14 protein-coding genes are annotated in these 17,768 nt (G+C 67.5%); 7 read left to right on the top strand and 7 right to left on the bottom strand.

Annotated features, from left to right (window positions below; genetic code table 11):
* Positions 1-38: 38 nt before the first annotated feature.
* The 6 genes from HMPREF3115_RS33030 to HMPREF3115_RS04565 all read right to left on the bottom strand — a co-directional run bounded on the left by HMPREF3115_RS33030 (position 39) and on the right by HMPREF3115_RS04565 (position 6,893).
* Entirely contained in the window at positions 39-2,516 is a 2,478-nt protein-coding gene (locus tag HMPREF3115_RS33030) for a glycoside hydrolase family 2 protein (RefSeq protein WP_070553563.1), read from the bottom strand.
* Positions 2,513-3,568 carry a DUF1839 family protein gene (locus HMPREF3115_RS04585; protein ID WP_006403706.1) on the bottom strand — a complete coding sequence of 352 codons (1,056 nt, stop codon included), beginning with the start codon at positions 3,566-3,568 and terminating at the stop codon, positions 2,513-2,515. The genes HMPREF3115_RS33030 and HMPREF3115_RS04585 overlap by 4 nt, the downstream gene beginning before the upstream one ends.
* Positions 3,565-4,542 carry an amino acid--[acyl-carrier-protein] ligase gene (locus tag HMPREF3115_RS04580; RefSeq protein ID WP_006403705.1) on the bottom strand — a complete coding sequence of 326 codons (978 nt, stop codon included), beginning with the start codon at positions 4,540-4,542 and terminating at the stop codon, positions 3,565-3,567. Before HMPREF3115_RS04580 ends, HMPREF3115_RS04585 begins: the two co-directional genes overlap by 4 nt.
* Positions 4,539-5,735, bottom strand: a complete 1,197-nt coding sequence (locus HMPREF3115_RS04575) for an acyl-CoA dehydrogenase family protein (protein ID WP_006403704.1) — start codon at positions 5,733-5,735, stop codon at positions 4,539-4,541. Before HMPREF3115_RS04575 ends, HMPREF3115_RS04580 begins: the two co-directional genes overlap by 4 nt.
* Positions 5,732-5,983 carry an acyl carrier protein gene (locus HMPREF3115_RS04570; RefSeq protein ID WP_006403703.1) on the bottom strand — a complete coding sequence of 84 codons (252 nt, stop codon included), beginning with the start codon at positions 5,981-5,983 and terminating at the stop codon, positions 5,732-5,734. The genes HMPREF3115_RS04575 and HMPREF3115_RS04570 overlap by 4 nt, the downstream gene beginning before the upstream one ends.
* 169 nt (positions 5,984-6,152) lie before the next feature.
* Positions 6,153-6,893 carry a Crp/Fnr family transcriptional regulator gene (locus HMPREF3115_RS04565; RefSeq protein WP_070553527.1) on the bottom strand — a complete coding sequence of 247 codons (741 nt, stop codon included), beginning with the start codon at positions 6,891-6,893 and terminating at the stop codon, positions 6,153-6,155.
* A 936-nt stretch (positions 6,894-7,829) separates the two neighbouring features.
* On the opposite strand from HMPREF3115_RS04565, the gene HMPREF3115_RS04560 reads away from it, so the two are divergent.
* The 4 genes from HMPREF3115_RS04560 (at position 7,830) to polX (ending at position 12,766) form a co-directional block, all read left to right on the top strand.
* Positions 7,830-8,612 carry a Crp/Fnr family transcriptional regulator gene (locus HMPREF3115_RS04560; RefSeq protein WP_070553525.1) on the top strand — a complete coding sequence of 261 codons (783 nt, stop codon included), beginning with the start codon at positions 7,830-7,832 and terminating at the stop codon, positions 8,610-8,612.
* An 11-nt stretch (positions 8,613-8,623) separates the two neighbouring features.
* Positions 8,624-10,027: an undecaprenyl-phosphate glucose phosphotransferase gene (locus tag HMPREF3115_RS04555; protein WP_070553524.1), complete on the top strand. Its 1,404-nt coding sequence runs from the start codon at positions 8,624-8,626 to the stop codon at positions 10,025-10,027.
* Between the two features lie 394 nt (positions 10,028-10,421).
* On the top strand, positions 10,422-10,814 hold the full coding sequence (locus HMPREF3115_RS04550) for a TraR/DksA family transcriptional regulator (protein ID WP_006410426.1): 393 nt from the start codon (positions 10,422-10,424) through the stop codon (positions 10,812-10,814).
* 185 nt (positions 10,815-10,999) lie between these two features.
* Complete coding sequence (gene polX / locus HMPREF3115_RS04545; protein WP_070553522.1) at positions 11,000-12,766, top strand: DNA polymerase/3'-5' exonuclease PolX; 1,767 nt, start codon at positions 11,000-11,002, stop codon at positions 12,764-12,766.
* 36 nt (positions 12,767-12,802) lie between these two features.
* Here polX and ald read toward each other — a convergent pair whose 3' ends face one another.
* Positions 12,803-13,918, bottom strand: a complete 1,116-nt coding sequence (ald, locus tag HMPREF3115_RS04540) for an alanine dehydrogenase (protein ID WP_070553521.1) — start codon at positions 13,916-13,918, stop codon at positions 12,803-12,805.
* Positions 13,919-14,231: 313 nt separating this feature from the next.
* Here ald and HMPREF3115_RS04535 point away from each other — a divergent pair, with 313 nt between their 5' ends.
* From HMPREF3115_RS04535 to HMPREF3115_RS04525, 3 genes are all read left to right on the top strand, one after another.
* The gene (locus HMPREF3115_RS04535; RefSeq protein WP_070553561.1) at positions 14,232-14,648 is read left to right on the top strand and encodes a DUF3995 domain-containing protein; all 417 of its coding nucleotides are present in this window, start codon (positions 14,232-14,234) and stop codon (positions 14,646-14,648) included.
* A 471-nt stretch (positions 14,649-15,119) separates the two neighbouring features.
* Entirely contained in the window at positions 15,120-15,860 is a 741-nt protein-coding gene (locus tag HMPREF3115_RS04530; protein ID WP_070553519.1) for a gluconate 2-dehydrogenase subunit 3 family protein, read from the top strand.
* Positions 15,860-17,638, top strand: coding sequence for a GMC family oxidoreductase (locus HMPREF3115_RS04525; RefSeq protein ID WP_006410419.1), 1,779 nt, complete (start codon positions 15,860-15,862; stop codon positions 17,636-17,638). The genes HMPREF3115_RS04530 and HMPREF3115_RS04525 overlap by 1 nt, the downstream gene beginning before the upstream one ends.
* The last annotated feature ends 130 nt before the right edge of the window (positions 17,639-17,768 follow it).

Here is a 17,768-nt window from a genome sequence, read left to right as displayed (position 1 = left end):
CGCGGACCTTCATCGAACCGATTCGATATGCGCGTGCGTCAGCCCGCCTGCGTCGCGCGCACGGTGCGCGCGGCATTCATCGCACGGATCTCGACGACCGGCGCCGTATCGGCCGCCGCGCGTGCCGGATCGCCCTCGAGCGGCACGAGCGCGACGCGCGCGGGTGTGTCGGGCGCGAGATGGAACCAGTCGTCGCGCGGCACGAAGCCGGGCGCGTCGATCTGCACGTGGCGCGCGACGTGGCGCGTGTCGATGTCGACATGCCAGACGTCCCCGGTGCGCGACACGCAGGCCTCGAGGCCGAGCTCGCGACGCGCGAACACGACCGGATGCGTGCGCGACGGGAAGTAGAACGCTTGCGACAGCAGGGTGCCGTCGTCCGCGCGCAGCGTCGCGACCGCGGTGTCGTGCTCGCACGGGCCGAAGCGGTACGCGTAAGTCCAGTCGAAAAACCGGCCGAGCAATTCGGCCGAGCCGAGCCGCAGCGTATCGTGCGCGGCGATGCGCACCGGGCAGCCGGCACGCGCGACCGGCGTGCGGCCGTCGCGCAGCGCGACCAGCTCGACGGTCCCGGACAGCGGCGCCGGGCGCTCGTTGAGCACGTGCACGTCCAGGCCGTTCAGCCCTTCGTCGACGAGCAGCACCTGCACCGGCTGCAGCACCTGGCGCAACGCATACCATGCCGATTTCGGCCGATGCGAGGCGTCGATCACGCCCCAGCCGGCGCCCGGCATCACGTCCTGGAACTGCCAGACGAGCGCGCCGGCGCAGCGCGACCCGTTGCGGCGCCATTCGGAATAGGTGTCGCGCATCACGTCGGCGATCACCGCGCGCGACAGCTCGAAGTAGCGTGCCGGATCCTCGCGCCGCAGGCGATCGGGCGTCACGTCGTACAGCGTGCGCAAATAGTGGTCACGCACATCGTCGAAATCCCACGACGTGCCGGGGTCGCGCGGCACCGCCGCCTTCCAGCGCGGCTCGTGCACGCCCGGCCAGCCGAGCTCGTCGAGCATCGCGTTGGACGGCACGTTGGCGAACGCGAGACATTCGCTCGCGAAGCGCACGTCGGCCCGGCGCGCGTCCTCGAGCGGACGCAGATACGCGCCGACGCCGTAGTAGTGCGACACGCGCTCGCGCGGCACGAACGGCAGCACGCCGCCGTCGGGCGAGTCGGAGACGTACACGACGTCCGGCCGCCGCGCGGCCGCGTGGGCGGCCAGCCGCTCGGCCGTCAGCTCGAGAAAGCGCTGTTTCGTGCCGAGCCCCGACATCGCGGCCTGCTGCGCGATCTCGCTGCCGCCGCACAGCACCGCGAGCGACGGCGACGCACGATGACGCAGCAGGAACTGATCGGCTTCGCGATCGACGACATCGGCGAACGCCGGATCGTCGAGCGCATAGTCGAAGTTTGCAAACATGAAGTCCTGCCAGACGAGCAGCCCGAGCCGGTCGCACCACGCATGGAACGCATCGGCTTCGTAGGTCATCGTGCCGCCGACGCGAATCATGTTGAAGCCGGCGTCGCGCGCATAGCCGAGCAGACGCCGGTAGGTCGCGTCGTCCGCATGCAAGGCGAGCGGCGCGGCGCTGCTCCAGCACGCGCCGCGCGCAAACACCGGCACGCCGTTGACGCGCAGCGCAAAGCCCTTGCCGTCCGCGCCGGCGTCGGCTTCGATCGTACGAAAACCGGTCGTGCCGAGCGGGCGGCGTTCGCCGCCGAGATGCAGCTCGACGTCGTACAGCGCGGGTTCGCCGTGCGTATGCGGCCACCAGCGCCTGACGTTCGGTACGGCGACGCTCCCGCGTACGCGGTCGGGCGCGACGCGTTCGAGCGTCGCGACGTGCTCGCCGCACGCGAGCCGCACGGCGTCGTCGTCGGGCAGCGGCGATGCGAAACCGAGCTCCGCGTCGAGCCAGCCGGTGTCGCCGTCGACGCGTGCCTGCAGGTCGCGATGCACGATCACCGGGCCGAGCGTCGGATCGAGCACGTCGACCGGCCGCCACGGGCCGGTCGGCACGTAGGGCGGAAACCAGCCGGGCATGTGCCCGAACAGCGACGTGCGCACCGTGCGCAGGCCGGCCGGTTCGGCGAGCCGCGTGCGCCAGCGTGCGCGCCGCGCCGCGCGTACCTCGCGCAGATGCGGCGCCAGCGCGCGGAAGCGGACGGAGAGCCGGTGCGCGCCGTCGAGCGAGACGGGAACATCGTGCGAGACGAACATGCTGTACGACTGCAGGATCGGCGTGTCATCGAGCCATACGTCGGCGAGCGTCGCGAGGCCGTGAAAGCGCAGCACGCGCGGCCCGTGACCGTGCAGTTCCGTCCGGTACCAGTGATCGCGCTCGGCGAGCGACGCGATCTCGTCGGTACGGCCCGCCAGCGCGAGCGCCTGCGCGACCGTACCGGGCACCGGTGCGTCGATCCAGCCCCGTTCGGCGGGCAGTTCGCGCGGTTCGTCCGCGGCGCCCGCGTCGGTCGTCAGCATCGACCACGCGGGCGCGGCGCCGGACCGCGTCACCGGCCGAGCGGCATCGCCGCCGCGTCGTGGCGTATCGGTGCGCGATGCAGCAGCGGCGGCGCGATCTGCCGCGCGCACGCGATCAGATCGTGATACGCGGCTTCGATCGCGTCGAGCGTCGCGTCGCCGCGCTCTTCCTTGCCGCGCGAACAGGCGCGCGCGAGCCGGAACTCGAGCACCATCGCTTCGGACGCGATGCGCTCGCAGGCACTGCGGATGTCGGCGAACGGACCGATGCAGCCGTTCGCCTGCAGCCAGCGCGCGTAATGACCGAACAGCTCGAAGTTCGCGCCGAGCTGCCGGACCGAGTTGAACGAATACGCGTGAAAGCGTTCGATCGGCGCGTCGGCGAGACGCTTCGCTTCGTCGCGCAGCTGATACCGGAACGCCGCGATCGGATCGACGACCGGCAGGCGCCGCAGATGGCGCTGCAGCAGCGCGAGCGACGCTTCGCACAGCGCGCGTTCGTCGAGCGGGGGGAAGCGCCGCTTCGCGCACTCGACGTACGGCGGCAGCGTCATCGGCGATGCGTCGCCGACGAGCCCGTCGTAATCGTCGCCCTCGGCCACGTAATAGCCGCTGTTGTGGAAGTAGCCGAGCTGGCGGCGCTCGCGGTCGATCGCATCGATGCCGATCGTCGTCTTCGTGTGCTGCGCGCGATAGCTGATGCCGCGCGTATCGGGCAGGAACCACGCGTCGACTTCGACGATCATCAGATGGCCGCGCGCGACCTGCGTCTCGATGTGGCGGTCGAGCGGCTCGTAGATCGAATGCTCCTGCACGACGATGCCGTACAGCCGTTCGAGTTCGTCGAGCGGAAACTTGAAGAACGTGAACTGATCGCCCTCGAAATCGAGCGCGATCGTAAACGGCAGCGCCGCATACGGGTTCAAGCCCCACCACCGGAGCACCTCGAGCCACATGTCGACGTAGCAGTTGGTCTGCTTCCAGACCATCTCCTGGCCATGCAGCGGATGCGGCAGATAGTGGCGCGCGCGGTGGCGCACCGCGTCGAACGACGCATCCTCGCCGTCGCGGGACACGAATGTCATGGCGTTCCCCACAGTACGTTGCGCACGTCGGCCGGCCATGCTTCGATGTCGAAGCCGTGGTGGCGGAACAGCGCGAGCGTCAGGCGTTCGAGCCCGAAACCGACGCAGCCGGTGTGCGCGACGTCGTCGGTCGCGGTGCGGATGTTCCACAGCAGGCCGAAGTGGTCCATGTGGTAGTTGAAGCTCAGGCAGGCGGTCTGCCGGCCGTCGTGTTCGATCGGGATCAGCAGCTCGAACTTGAGGTTCTGCTCGCGCTGGCTGTCGGCGACGATCTTGCCGCCGCGTCCGAAGAACGGATCGTTCGCGAGATCGATCCCGTTCGGCAGGCCCAGCGAGTCGATCATCTGCGTGCCGCGTTCGATCCACGTCTGGCGGAACGCGAGAATCTGCTCGGGCGTGCCGATCCGCACGTACTCGCGCATCCGGAACAGCTGCATGCGCGTCGGATCGAGCGACGGCTCGTGACGGAAGCAGTACGAGAACACGTCGAAGATCCGGCCGTCCGGCGGCAGCGCACCTGCACGTGCGACGACCGGGTAAATCGGGTAGCACGCGGCCGGCGTCATCACGACGTAGGTCGGCTTCTGGTTCTCGGTCCAGTCCTCGCCGCGCTCGAGGCATTGCAGCAGCCGCTGATGCTGGTGTTCGTTGCCGCCGAACGAATGCACGCTGCCCGCGAGCTGCGGAAAGCTCTTCATGTATTCGCTGCGCTCGAACTCGAGGCGGCTCATCGCGGGCGGGAAGCGCAGCACTTCCGCATGCTGGTCCGCGCCGAGGCGCGAGACGTACGCGTCGAGCGCTTCGACGACGCGCTCGAACGCTTCGCTGCGGCCGAACAGGCCCTGGATGCCGGTCGAGACCAGCAGGCCCGCATCGATCATTTCGTCGCGCAGCGGGTTCACGCCCGCGCGGTCGAGCGGCGCATCCGCGGGAACGGACGGGGCGGCGGGGGCTACGGAGAGGCGATCGTTCACGTGTGTTTCTCCAGCGTCGCGGGACGCAGCGCGAGCAGCAGGCTCGAAGTGTTGGTGGCGATGCGGTCGTTGTTGATCATCAGCGGCGCCGCATGCAGGTCTCGAATATGACGGCCGACGCTGAAGGGCGTGCCGTGCTTGTAGCCGGCCATCCCGCAGATCATCATCGCTTCGTGTGCGACCTGAAGCGCGGTCGTCGATACGTAGGTCTTCAGCGTGTTGATCTCGGCGGCCCATGCCATGCCGCCCGACCACGAGCGCGGCGCGCCGCTCTCGTACAGGCGCAGCACGTTGTCGACGCGCGCCTGCATTGCCTGCAGCAGCGCGAGCGATTCGGCGAGACGCCGCGACGCGGGCGACGAGGCGCCGTCGGTCTGACGCGCCTGCGCGCGGAAGAACTGGTGCGCGCGGTGGAACGCGTCGCCGGCGACGCCGATCCACACGGCGGCCCAGAGAATGTGCGACACGGGCACCATCGTCTGTTCGGCGATCTGCGCGAACGGCACGGGCAGGCATTGCACGGTCGCGCCGTGCGCATCGAGCATGAAGCCGTTGCTGCAGGTGCCGCGCATGCCGAGCGTGTCCCAGTCGCCGCGGCGCGCGAGCGTATAGCCGTCGCGCAGCAGCGTGACGAGCACCTGCTCCGACGCGGGCGCGTTGGCGTCGCGGCGTGCGGTGGCCAGAATGCCGTCCGCATATTCGCCGTACGAGATCGTCGGCGCGGCCTTGTGCAGCCGGAATTCGCCGCCGTCCGCTTCGAGCGCGCACTGGCTCGCGCGCAGGTTGCCGCCGACGCCGTCTTCCGACGTGGCCGACGCGAGCAGCCACTGATGGCGCACGAGCTGCTGCAGAAACAGCTTGTGCCAGCCGTGGTCGACCGCATGGTCGACGACGCACGCGACCTGGATCTGATGCATCGCGAAGACCATCGCCGACGATGCACATGCGCGACCGAGGATCGTACACGCCGATGCGACCTCCGCGAGCGAGGCGCCGATACCGCCGAGCCGCGTCGGCACGAGCGCGCTCAGCAGGCGGCGCGAGCGCATCGCCTCGATCGCTTCGACGGGACAGCGCGCATCGCGATCGACGGCGTCCGCGTGCTGCGCGGCGATGCGGGCGACGGCGTGCGCGGCTTCGTCGAGCCGGCCCGCGGTGTCGTCCGCTTCGAGTTCGGGAAGGATCGCGTTCATGCCGATTGCTCGGTGCGTTGGAGCGTACCGATCGCGTCGGCCAACGAGTCGATGCTGCGGAACAGATTGCGGTTCAGCATCTCGTCGGGGATTTCGACGTTGAACTGTCGCTCGAGCGCGAGCATCAGCTGGATCGTGTCGAGCGACGACAGGCCCGCTTCGTAAAGATCGTCGGCGTCGCCGATCGAATCGATGGCGGCTTCGAGATGGGCGACTTGCTTGAGAACGGCTCTGATTTCGTTTTTCACGTGCAACTCCGGCGTGCGTGGTGTCGTCCGCACGGGAAGAAGCGGCGCAGCGCGCTGACTCCCCCCCGGCAGTCCTGCGTCAGTAGACCATCCGGGGTCGCCGTGTTCTGTTCGCCAACCTACAGTCGACAGGCCCGATGTGCGTTCGAGTACCGACGCATGACAACGGTCAAACGCGTGCCGCAGCCGGTACGCCGCTGTCGGCCGACAGGATCCGCTTCATCTCGTCGCGCACGATGGCGCGACAGCCGCACGACATCTTTTCGAGACCCTGCAGATCGGCGAGCACGATCGAGCTGCGGTATTGCCGGATCAGGCCGAGCTTCTGGATCTCGCCGGCCGCATCGGTGACGGTCTCGCGGCGCACGCCGAGCATCTGCGCGAGCATGCTGTGCGTGACCTGAATCTCGATGCTGCGCGAGCGGTCATAGGCCAGCATGAACCATCTGCATAACTGATGTTTCAGCACGTGATGGCGGCTGCAGAACGTGATTTGCGACACCTGTGCCATCAGCAGGCGCACGCTGACGAACACCAGATGACGAATCACCGGCGATGCGTCGAACGCCGCGGCGAATGCCTGCCGGTCCAGCCGGTAGACGAAGCCGTCCCGGCAGGCGACCGCGCGGCACGGCATCGTGCCGCTGCCGCCGATCACGTCGTCGCAGACGATGCTTTCGCTGCCGATCTCGGCGACCTCGAGCGTCATGCCGCCCGACGACACGTACTGCAGCGAGATCGCGGTCGTGACGGGCAGGTAGACGGCGGCCAGACTGGCGCCGGGCTCGCACAGCACTTGCCCCGATTTCAGGTGGACGAGTTGAAGCTGAGGAATCAGCGCGGCGCGTTCGTCGCGGTCGAGCGCGGCGAGAAACCGGTTTGCGTCGAAGCTGTGGGACAGTTCGATCATGCCGCTCGTGCGAGCGGCGCCATCATGGGCCAGGTGGGTCACGGGCATCCTCGATAAGTGGCACACGACGTCGCGGCGGGTCTCGCGCAAAGCACGTCGTCTTCGTTTAAATGGATAGGCGGATAGCGCACGAAGGCTAGCACGGCGCTCAATTCCGCTAAACGCACATTACGTCATTTCACAAACTTTGACGATCCAAAAAGAATGAGAACCTTATATGAAATTCGATCTTGCCTTATTCAAGAATTAATCATCCGGAAATGGAATCGACCGATGTAAACGTATTCTTCTATCACCGGTTGTCAATCGCCAGACATGAAGCATTGTGCCTCGAAAACAGAAAGACAACATCAAACACTATTTGACATTTAATTGGGGAAGGATATGTTTCCCATTTGAATCAGGGGTTTGCGATGCATTTGTGGGATGGCTAACAAAAGGTCGGATTAGAGCGCCGATTCAATTTTGAGACAGTTCGAAACTGTCGCGCGGGACCGCGTGCGGACGCGCCGAGACAGCCGGCGACGTCGTGGAAACGATTGAAGAACAACTGTAAGTATTTGAGCGACAAGTCCGCAGCGCCGTTCTACGCGGGCTTCCGCGGTGCGCGTCTATTGATCAGTCGAATAGCCGCGAGTGTCTAGCGAATGCCCGAGTGTCCGGAAATGAGACGGTTTCCGATCGTTCCGGACGCCGCCATTCGGCCGTTCTAAACGGTCGTCATTCATATATTAAGGACGGACGGCGATTGGCACGCAAATCGCTTATTACGACTCGCGTGTCGAACGGGGTGATTGACCGACATCGACGGCGATAAGCCGCCAATGTCCGATCCGTGGTTGTAGGCCGCAGCCGCCGATGGCGCCCGACACGCTTGACGAAAACGAATTCCGCCGACCGTCTGCATGCGGCGCGGACAATAAGAGGGATACAGACATGCTTCATCTTCAATCGAGCTATTCGGCGAATGCCATTCTGCACGCACTGCCGGAGGAGAGCATTCGGACGATCGCACCGCATCTCGAACTGGTCCGGGTCAAGCCCGGCATGCTGGACCGGGTCGGCGAACCGATGCGTCACGTGCATTTCCCGACGACGGCGATGATGTCGGTGCAGCACTTGATGGAAGACGGCGCGATGGTCGAGGTGGCGGTCGTCGGCCGGGAAGGTGTGGTCGGGCTCGCGACGATGGTCGGCGGGGCGGCGATGTCTAACCGCGTCGAGGTGCGTATCGGCGGGATGGCGTACCGCGTGCCGACCTGCGTGATGCGCACGGAATTCGAACGTTCGCCGGCGACGTACCGGCTGCTCCTCAACTATTGTCAGGCGACGATGGCGCAGATCTCGCGCAGTGCGCTCTGCAATCGCCATCATTCGGTCAGCGAGCAACTGAGCCGCTGGCTGCTGCTCGCGCACGACCGGATCGAAGGCGACGAGCTCGCCGTCACGCAGCAGACGATCGCAAATATGCTCGGCGTGCGGCGCGAAGGCGTGACGGAAGCGGCCGGCAGCCTGCAGGAGGCCGGACTGATCCGGCAGCGCCGCGGACGCATCACGGTGCTCGATCGCGGCGGTCTCGAGCGTCACGCATGCGAGTGCTACGACATGATCCGCGCCGATTACGATCGGCTGCTCGGCTCGCGCAGCGGCGCGCGCCCGATGTCGGTACGTCCGCGTCTGACGGAGGTGCGCTGCGGCGCGGCGGCACACAGCGCGTGAGGGCGGCGGAGATGAGAGGAACGGGTGTGGCGCGCCGCGCCGGGATCGCGGCGGCCGACGTCGTGCTCGTGCTCGCCGGCGCGCTGGCTGCGCAGGCCGCGGCCGGGCTCGCATGGAGCGATCTGTCCGATGCGCGCCGCGGTGCGATCGCGTTGCTCTGCGTGCTGAGCGTCGCGCTGCTGCCGCGCGCGCTGCGCGAGGCGGGCGACGGCGCAAGCGCGCGCGAACGCGAGCAGGCATTGAGCGGCACGATTGCCGCGATCGTGTGCGCGAGCGTACTGACGATCGCGACGGGCGTCTGGATCATGAATCGCGGCGGCACGATCACGATGCAGTGGATCGTCGAAACCGTGCTGGCCGCCGACGCGGCATTGCTGCTCGGCAGGGTCGCGCTGCTCGCGGTCGCGGCCAAGCGTCCCGAGGCACGCGCGCATCGGCGCCGCGTCGCGGTGGTCGGCGCGACCGGATACGGCCGCGTCGCGATCGAGCGCATGCGGCTCGCGCCGCAGGGGCCGTACGTGCCCGCGTACGTGTTCGACGACGATGCGCCCGGTGCGGCCGCCGATATCGGCGGCGTGCCGGTGATCGGCGACTGGCACACGCTGCGGCAGCGAATCCACGACGGCGAAATCGACGAGGTGTGGCTCACGCTGCCGATGTCGCACGAATGGCGGATTCAGCGGATCGTCCGCGAACTGCGCGACGAGTTCGTGCAATTGCGCCTGCTGCCCGACGTCCGTCATATGTCGATCGTCGACCGTTCCGCGACCGACGTGCTCGGCATGCCGGCGATCAATCTCGCGACGACGCCGCGCTCCGCGCCGGAGATGTGGGCGAAGTTCGCGTTCGACCGGCTGTTCGCCGCCGCGGTGCTGGTACCGCTGATGCCGCTGATGGCGGCGCTCGCGATCGCCGTCAAGCTGTCGTCGCCGGGTCCGGTGCTGTTCCGGCAGCGCCGCAAGGGGATCGACGGCCGCGAGTTCCATATCCTGAAGTTCAGGACGATGCGCGTGCATCGCGAGCAGCCCGGCGTGCTGCGGCAGGCCTCGCGCAACGATTCGCGCGTGACGCCGGTCGGCGCGTTTCTGCGCCGCACGTCGCTCGACGAGCTGCCGCAATTCTTCAACGTGCTGTTCGGCCAGATGTCGGTCGTCGGCCCGCGGCCGCATGCGATCGAGCACGACGATTTATACCGGCAGCTGATCGACTGCTACATGTACCGCTATCGCGTGCGGCCCGGCATCACCGGATGGGCGCAGGTGAACGGCTATCGCGGCGAGACGCGCAAGGTCGAGGCGATGGCCGCGCGCGTGAAGTTCGACCTGTTCTACATGCAGAACTGGAGCTTCTGGTTCGACATGAAGATCATCCTGATGACGATCGTGCGCGGCTTCATCGGCCGCAATGCGTTCTGATCGATTCATGAAGGGCACGCTCGAGCGCATTGCGTGGAACGTTGCATGCGCAACGAGGTTGCGCAACACGTGTGGTTCTGCATCCGGCAATGCGTCGAGCCGCACGATGCCGATGGAGGTCGAAGCAGGGCCGTCCGCCGCGCGTCTCGGCATGCGTGCGCGCTGCGTTTTCGCGTCCGTCCCCGGTTTTTGCGCCGTGCCTGCTCGGGCGGCGCGCGCAGCCCGTTCGGATCAACACGTGCCGCCCGGTTGGGTTTATGCTGCATCGAATGCGCGCGGCGTGCCCTGCACGCGCGGCAGCATCCGGTCGCAGCGGCGCGCGTCGTTCGCGTTGGCCGCCGCGCCTCGGCGCGTGCGCGGCAGGCGCACGCGAAATCCGGAACAGGAGACGGCGATGGCGCTCGACGAACGGCAACGGCACGCACTGCTGCAGCGGCTCAACGAATGCGAGCAGGCATTGCGCGCGGAGCTTCGCGCGAGCGAAGACCAGCGCGCATCGGAATCGTATGCGGAGCTGGCCGGCGCATCGCCGGACGAAGGCGACGAAGCGAACGCGGATCTTTTCGTCGACGTCGATCACGCGCTGATCGGCATGAAGCTGGCCGAGCTGCGCGCGATTCGGCGTGCGCAGCAGCGCATGGTCGACGGCAGCTACGGCGAGTGCATCGATTGCGACGGCCCGGTCGGCTACGCGCGGCTGCGCGCGCGGCCGACGGCCGAACGATGCACGCAGTGCCAGGCGCTGTACGAACGGCGATACGCGACGGCGCCGCGTGCGTCGCTGTAACGCGGCGTCGCGGTCGGACGACGCGGCACACATCGCGCGGCGGGCGTACGATGGAAGCGCGGGCCCGGCGTCGGCGCGCCCGGCGTCGGGCGTCCGGCATCGACGCGCCTGCGCGCGCAGGCGGCGCGATGCGGGACGACCGACACCGTGCGGCGTCATCTACGTGGAAGGGGGCCACGCCGATCATGCGGATTCACAATGCCGAATGTGCGGCCGTCTTCGCCGAAATCGCGGACATGCTCGAGATTCAGGGCGCGAATCCGTTCCGGGTCCGCGCGTATCGCAACGCCGCACGCACGATTGCCGACTACGGCCGTGACATTCCGTCGATGCTCGCCGACGGCGGCCAGCTCGTGCGGATTCCGTCGATCGGCCCGGATCTCGCGTCGAAGCTGCGCGAGATTGCGCAGACGGGCACCTGCGATTTGCAGCAGACGCTGCGCCGCGCGCTGCCCGGCGCGATCGTTCAGCTGCTCGACGTGCCGGGGCTCGGTGCGAAACGCGTGAAGGCGCTGCACGATGCCTTGCGAATCGAAACGCTCGAACAGCTGCGCGTCGAAACCAAGAACGGGCACGTGCGTGCGCTGCCCGGTTTCGGCGCGAAAACCGAAGCGCAGCTGCTCGACGCGCTCGACGAACGCTTGCGCCGTACGCCGCGGCGCTGTCTGCTACCGGCCGCGACCGACGTACTCGCGCCGCTGCTCGAACGGCTGCGCGCGCTGCCGGGCGTAATCGAGGCGGTGGCAGCCGGCAGCGTGCGGCGGTGTCGAGAGACGGTCGGCGATCTCGACATTCTGGTATCGGCGCGCGACGCGGCCGCCGTTGCCGATGCCTTCACGCGCGGCGACGCCGTCGAACGCGTGCTCGCGAAGGGCAAGACGCGCTCGAGCATCGTGCTCGCGTGCGGGCTGCAGGTCGACCTGCGCGTCGTCGATGCGGATGCTTTCGGCGCGGCGCTCGTCTACTTCACCGGTTCGAAAGCGCACAACATCGCGCTGCGCCGGATCGCCCAGGCGGCCGGGCTGAAGATCAACGAGTACGGCGTGTTTCGCGGCGAAGAGCGGATCGCCGGTGCGACGGAAGCGTCGGTCTACGACGCGATCGGCCTGCAGTGGGTGCCGCCCGAGCTGCGCGAAGGGCGCGGCGAGATCGACGCGGCGCGCGCCGGCACGCTGCCGACGCTCGTCGAGCGCAGCGATCTTCATGGCGACTTCCACGTGCATACCGACGCATCCGGCGGTCGCGACAGCCTGCACGCGATCGCTCGGGCCGCGCGTTCGCGCGGGCTCGGCTATCTTGCCGTGACCGATCGCGCACCCGATGCGGGCCGCGGCCGTACGGCGGATTTCACGTGGCTGCTCCGGCAGCTCGACGAGATCGATCGGCTCAACGCATCGTTCGACGACTTCGTGCTGCTGAAAGGCGTCGAGGCCGGCATACGCGACGACGGCAGCCTCGACGTGCCGGCCGATGTGCTCGACCGGCTCGAGATCGTCGTCGGTGCGGTGCGCGACGGCTTCGATCTGCCGCGCGACGCACAGACCGCGCGGATGCTGCGCGCGATTGACGATCCGCATCTGACGATCGTCGCGCATCCTGCCGGCCGCTTGCTCGGCGAGCGCGACGGATGCGATGTCGATCTGCCGCGCGTGATCGCGCACGCGGCGGCGCGCGGCTGCAGCGTCGAACTCGATGCGCAGCCGCAGCGGCTCGACTTGCCGGACGTCTGGTGCCGCGAGGCCGCGAAGGCCGGCGTGCCGGTCGCGATCGGATCGGACGCGATGAGCGCGGACGAACTCGGCTGTCTCGACGGCGGCGTCGGTCAGGCACGGCGCGGTTGGTTGACGCCGCGCGACGTGCTCAACACGCGCACGCTCGCGCAGCTGCGCCCGCTGCTCGCGCGCGCCGCGGACGCAAGCGCGGCGCAGTGCCGCCGCCGCAACGGCACGTAACCGCAACGGGTCGGCGCGTGCCGCGCCGTCGCGCGATCACGTGAGCACGTCGATCGCCGGCACGTACGGTAGCCGCAGCGCCTGTGCAACTGCTTCGTACGTGATGTGTCCGTCGCAGACGTTCAGCCCCGCGCGCAGATGCGGATCGTCGATCATCGCCTGTTTCCAGCCCTTGTCGGCGAGCGCGAGCGCATGGCCGAGCGTCGCGTTGTTCAGCGCGAACGTCGACGTGCGCGCGACCGCGCCCGGCATGTTCGCGACGCAGTAGTGAACGACGCCGTCGACGACGAAGGTCGGGTCGGCATGCGTAGTCGGATGCGAGGTTTCGAAGCAGCCGCCCTGATCGATCGCGACGTCGACGACGACCGCACCGGCCCGCATCGTCGCGATCATGTCGCGCGTGAGGAGCCGCGGTGCCGACGCACCGGGCACCAGCACCGCGCCGATCACGACATCTGCATCGCGGATCGCTTCGTCGATCGTCTGCGCATTCGAGCAGACGGTCGCGATCCGGTTCGCGAAGATCAGGTCGAGCTGCCGCAGCCGGCTCACGTTGGTATCGAGCACCGTCACGCGCGCGCCGAGGCCGACCGCCATCTGCAAGGCGCCGGTGCCGACGACGCCCGCGCCGAGCACGACGACGTGCGCAGCGGGCACGCCGGGCACGCCCGCCATCAGCATGCCGCGCCCGCCGCGCGGGCTTTCGAGATGCGTGGCCGCGACCTGGATCGACATGCGGCCGGCGACTTCGCTCATCGGCGCGAGCAGCGGCAGGCCGCCGCCGGGCCCGGTCACGGTTTCGTAGGCGATGCATACGGCGCCAGACTTCACGAGTGCGGCCGCCTGTTCCGGATCGGGCGCGAGATGCAGATAGGCGTACAGAACCTGGCCGCGCCGCAGCATCGCGCATTCGGCGGGCTGCGGCTCCTTCACCTTGACGATCATGTCGGCGCGCGCAAACACTTCCTCGGCGCCGTCGCACAGTGCTGCGCCGGCGGCGACGTAGTCGTCGTCGAGCAGGCCGATCGCGGTGCCCGCACCGCGCTGCACGAGCACCTTGTGGCCATGCCGCGTGAGCTCGCGTGCACCGGCGGGCGTCAGGCCGACGCGGTATTCGTGGTTCTTGATCTCTTTCGGCACACCGATCAGCATGAGTTGTCTCCAACGGTTGTCGTTATCGTCGCCGTGCCGCGGATCGATCGGGCGATGCAGTTGCGTTCGCGCATGTCGTTGTGCGACGCGCGTTCCGTCGGCCGGACGCTGCGCGCGCGTCGTGCGCGCGACTGCAGCACAGCTCTAAAAGGTAGCGACGGGCTGACCGAAGTCAAGCCGCAGTGCGGCACGGCTCGCGCGTGTCGATGCATGAACGGCGGCGTTTCGATATCGTGATGCACACGCGTTGCATGTGCGCGTCGAAGCGGCACGACGCGAAGCGCTTGTCACACGATACGAGGAACCGCGCGACATGATCGCTGCGTATTTCAGCGTGCCGACGCTCTGCGCGATCGCGCTTGTCCACGTCTATTGGGCATGCGGCGGACGACGCGGCAAGCGTGCGGCGATACCCGAACACGACGGCATGCCGTTGCTGCATCCGAGCACGGCGGGCACCTGCACGATCGCGGCCGCGTTGTTCGCAGCGGCATACGTCGTCGCCGCACGCGCAGGATGGATCATGCCGGGCGCTTACCCGAGCGCGACCGGCATTGCGATCGTCGTGCTCGCATTGATGTTCGCGGTGCGCGCCGTCGGCGATTTCCGTTACGTCGGCTTTTTCAAGCGGATCCGCGGCTCGCGCTTTGCCCGGATGGACGCGCTGCACTACTCGCCGCTGTGCGCGGCGCGCGCGCTGTCGATCGCGTCGATGGCGTGGCCGCGCTGAGCGCTGCGGCGAGCTGCAGCCCACGTGGCCGCCGCCCCGTTTTTTCAATTGTTGCGGTTTTCGCTGCAATCAATTGCATCTGTTTCGATAGAAATGGAACCGGTTCCATATATAATGCGCGGCACTCGTCGCCCATGTCTCGAATGAGGGTCGTGCACGTTGCGCTTGCGACACGCAAGTGCGGCGTCTAAGTTGAATGAGAGCCATGGCGACGACGGACGGACGCGGCCGGCAGGCCCGAGCCGTCCGCCAATCAGGCCCGTGAAGAGGTCGAACCCGCCGCGCGCCGCCGATCGAGCGCGTGGCAGCGTGAGAGGGCGCCGCCGCCTGCGCGGTCGGCGCCCGTGTCGAATTTGCTCGCAGCACACGGAAAAAACAACGACGGCCTGCCGTACGCGGCCGGTTCGTCGGGCACGCCGCATGCGGGATGCGCGTGTTCGAACAACGGTCTCCAACGCCCAACATCCGACCATGTCTACCCCATCTGACAAACCCAATTCGCGCCGCCGGTTTCTGCGCACGTCGGTCGCGCTCGTGCCGATCGCGTCGGTCGCCGGCTGCGACCTGCGTTCGTCGCCGTCTTCCGCGACGACGGCCGGCCACGCGTCGGCTGCGTCGGCCGACGCCGAACGTTCGCCGTACAAGCCGACCTTCTTCGATGCGAAGGAGTGGGCGTTCGTCGAGGCCGCGGTCGACCGGCTGATTCCGGCCGACGCCGAAGGCCCGGGCGCGCTCGACGCCGGCGTGCCGGAATTCATCGATCGCCAGATGGAAACGCCGTATGCGCACGGTGCGACGTGGTACATGCAGGCACCGTTCCAGCAAGGCGTGCCCGAGCTCGGCTATCAGCTGAAGCTCGTGCCGCGCGACGTGTACCGCCTCGGCATCGCGGCCGTCGATCGCTATTGCGAGAAGACGCACGGCAAGGCATTCGCGGATCTCGACGCGGCGACGCGCGACGCGGTGCTCGGCGCGCTCGAAAAGGGCAGCGCGCCGATCGACGACGTGCCGCCCGGCGTGTTCTTCGGCCAGTTGCTGCAGAACACGCGCGAAGGCTATTTCTGCGATCCGGTGCACGGCGGCAATCGCGGCATGGCGGCATGGAAGATGATCGGCTTTCCGGGCGCGCGCGCCGATTTCATGGATTTCGTCAACCAGAACGGCAAGCCGTATCCGTACGGCCCCGTGTCGATCAACGGGGAGCGTAGCTGATGGCCGCAGAGAAAAAGCCGCATGTCGATGCGGTGATCGTCGGCTTCGGCTGGACCGGCGCGATTCTCGCGAAGGAACTGACCGAAGCAGGACTGAAAGTCGTCGCGCTCGAGCGCGGCGAATATCGCGACACCTATCCGGATGGCGCGTATCCGAACACGATCGACGAGCTGACCTACAACATCCGCAAGAAGCTGTTCCTCGACCTGTCGAAAACGACCGTGTCGATCCGCCACGGCATCAGCGACACGGCGCTGCCGTATCGCCAGCTCGCCGCGTTTCTGCCGGGCGAGGGCGTCGGCGGCGCGGGGCTGCACTGGTCCGGCGTGCATTTCCGCATCACGCCCGAGGAGCTGCGGCTGCGCAGCCACTATGAAGAGCGCTACGGAAAGAAATTCATTCCGGAAGGGATGACGATCCAGGACACCGGCGTCAGCTACGACGAACTCGAGCCGCATTTCGACTTCGCGGAGAAGGTGTTCGGCACGTCGGGGCAGGCGTACAAGGTCGGCGGCAAGGTGGTCGGCGACGGCAACGTGTTCGAGGCGAACCGCAGCGATCATTTTCCGCTGCCGCCGCAGCTCAACACGTATTCGGCGCAGCGCTTCTACGATGCCGCGAAGTCGCTCGGGCTGCATCCGTACCGGCTGCCGTCGGCGAACACGTCGGGTCCGTACACGAATCCGTACGGCGTGCAGATGGGGCCGTGCAACTTCTGCGGCTACTGCAGCGGCTACGCGTGCTACATGTATTCGAAGGCGTCGCCGAACCTGAACATCCTGCCCGCGCTGAAGCAGACGCCGAACTTCGAGCTGCGCTCGAAGTGCCACGTGCTGCGCGTCGACCTCGACGACACGAAGAAGCGCGCGACCGGCGTCACCTACGTCGATCCGACCGGCCGCGAAGTGCATCAGCCGGCCGATCTCGTGATCGTTGCCGCGTTCCAGTATCACAACGTGCATCTGCTGCTGCTGTCGGGCATCGGCAAGCCGTACGATCCGATCTCCGGCGAAGGCGTCGTGGGCCGCAATTTCGCGTACCAGAACCTGTCGACGATCAAGGCGTTCTTCGACCGCGATACGTTCACGAACCCGTTCGTCGGTGCCGGCGGCAACGGTGTCGCGGTCGACGACTTCAACGCGGACAACTTCGATCACGGCCCGCTCGGCTTCGTCGGCGGCTCGCCGCTGTGGGTGAACCAGGCGGGCGTGAAGCCCGTCAGCGGGATCGCGGTGCCGCCCGGCACGCCCGGCTGGGGCTCCGCGTGGAAGAAGGCGGTGAAGGATTACTACGCGCACACGATCTCGATGGACGCGCACGGCACCAACATGTCGTACCGCGACGTCTATCTCGATCTCGATCCGACCTATCGCGATTCGTACGGGCAGCCGCTGCTGCGGATGACCTTCGACTGGAAGGACAACGACATCCGGATGGCGCAGTACGTGACGGGCCAGATGAAGAAGATCGCGGAAGCGATGGGGCCGAAGGCGATCAGCGTAACGACGCGCGAGTTTGGCAAGCACTTCGATACGCGTGCGTACCAGACGACGCACCTGGTCGGCGGCGCGGTGATGGGCACCGATCCGAAGACGAGCGTGCTGAATCGCTATCTGCAGTGCTGGGACGTGCACAACGTGTTCGTGATGGGCGCGTCGGCGCTGCCGCAGGGCATCGGCTACAACCCGACCGGCATCGTCGCGGCGCTCGCGTACTGGTCGGCGCGCGCGATCCGCGAGCAATACCTGAAAAATCCCGCACCGCTGGTGACCGTATGAAGAGGATCGTGACCCACCGTATCGCGCGCCGCCTGTCGCGCGCATTGGCCGCGAGCGCTGCATGCGCGGCGCTCGGCTTCGGCAGCGCGGCGGCCGTCGCGCAACCTGCGGCGACACCCGCCGCCGCATC

This window comes from Burkholderia sp. HMSC10F09, from assembly GCF_001806955.1.
Lineage (GTDB): Bacteria > Pseudomonadota > Gammaproteobacteria > Burkholderiales > Burkholderiaceae > Burkholderia > Burkholderia multivorans.
Note: the sequence above shows the minus strand (reverse complement) of the source record. Positions and strands in the feature narration are given on the sequence as shown.

Bases quoted from the DNA above. Each gene is read 5' to 3' on its own strand.
- HMPREF3115_RS04585 (WP_006403706.1), bottom strand. From the start codon at position 3,568: ATGACATTCGTGTCCCGCGACGGCGAGGATGCGTCGTTCGACGCGGTG.
- HMPREF3115_RS04530 (WP_070553519.1), top strand. From the start codon at position 15,120: ATGTCTACCCCATCTGACAAACCCAATTCGCGCCGCCGGTTTCTGCGC.
- ald (WP_070553521.1), bottom strand. From the start codon at position 13,918: ATGCTGATCGGTGTGCCGAAAGAGATCAAGAACCACGAATACCGCGTC.
- HMPREF3115_RS04575 (WP_006403704.1), bottom strand. From the start codon at position 5,735: ATGAACGCGATCCTTCCCGAACTCGAAGCGGACGACACCGCGGGCCGG.
- HMPREF3115_RS04525 (WP_006410419.1), top strand. From the start codon at position 15,860: ATGGCCGCAGAGAAAAAGCCGCATGTCGATGCGGTGATCGTCGGCTTC.
- polX (WP_070553522.1), top strand. From the start codon at position 11,000: ATGCGGATTCACAATGCCGAATGTGCGGCCGTCTTCGCCGAAATCGCG.
- HMPREF3115_RS04565 (WP_070553527.1), bottom strand. From the start codon at position 6,893: ATGATCGAACTGTCCCACAGCTTCGACGCAAACCGGTTTCTCGCCGCG.
- HMPREF3115_RS04550 (WP_006410426.1), top strand. From the start codon at position 10,422: ATGGCGCTCGACGAACGGCAACGGCACGCACTGCTGCAGCGGCTCAAC.
- HMPREF3115_RS04560 (WP_070553525.1), top strand. From the start codon at position 7,830: ATGCTTCATCTTCAATCGAGCTATTCGGCGAATGCCATTCTGCACGCA.
- HMPREF3115_RS04535 (WP_070553561.1), top strand. From the start codon at position 14,232: ATGATCGCTGCGTATTTCAGCGTGCCGACGCTCTGCGCGATCGCGCTT.
- HMPREF3115_RS04555 (WP_070553524.1), top strand. From the start codon at position 8,624: ATGAGAGGAACGGGTGTGGCGCGCCGCGCCGGGATCGCGGCGGCCGAC.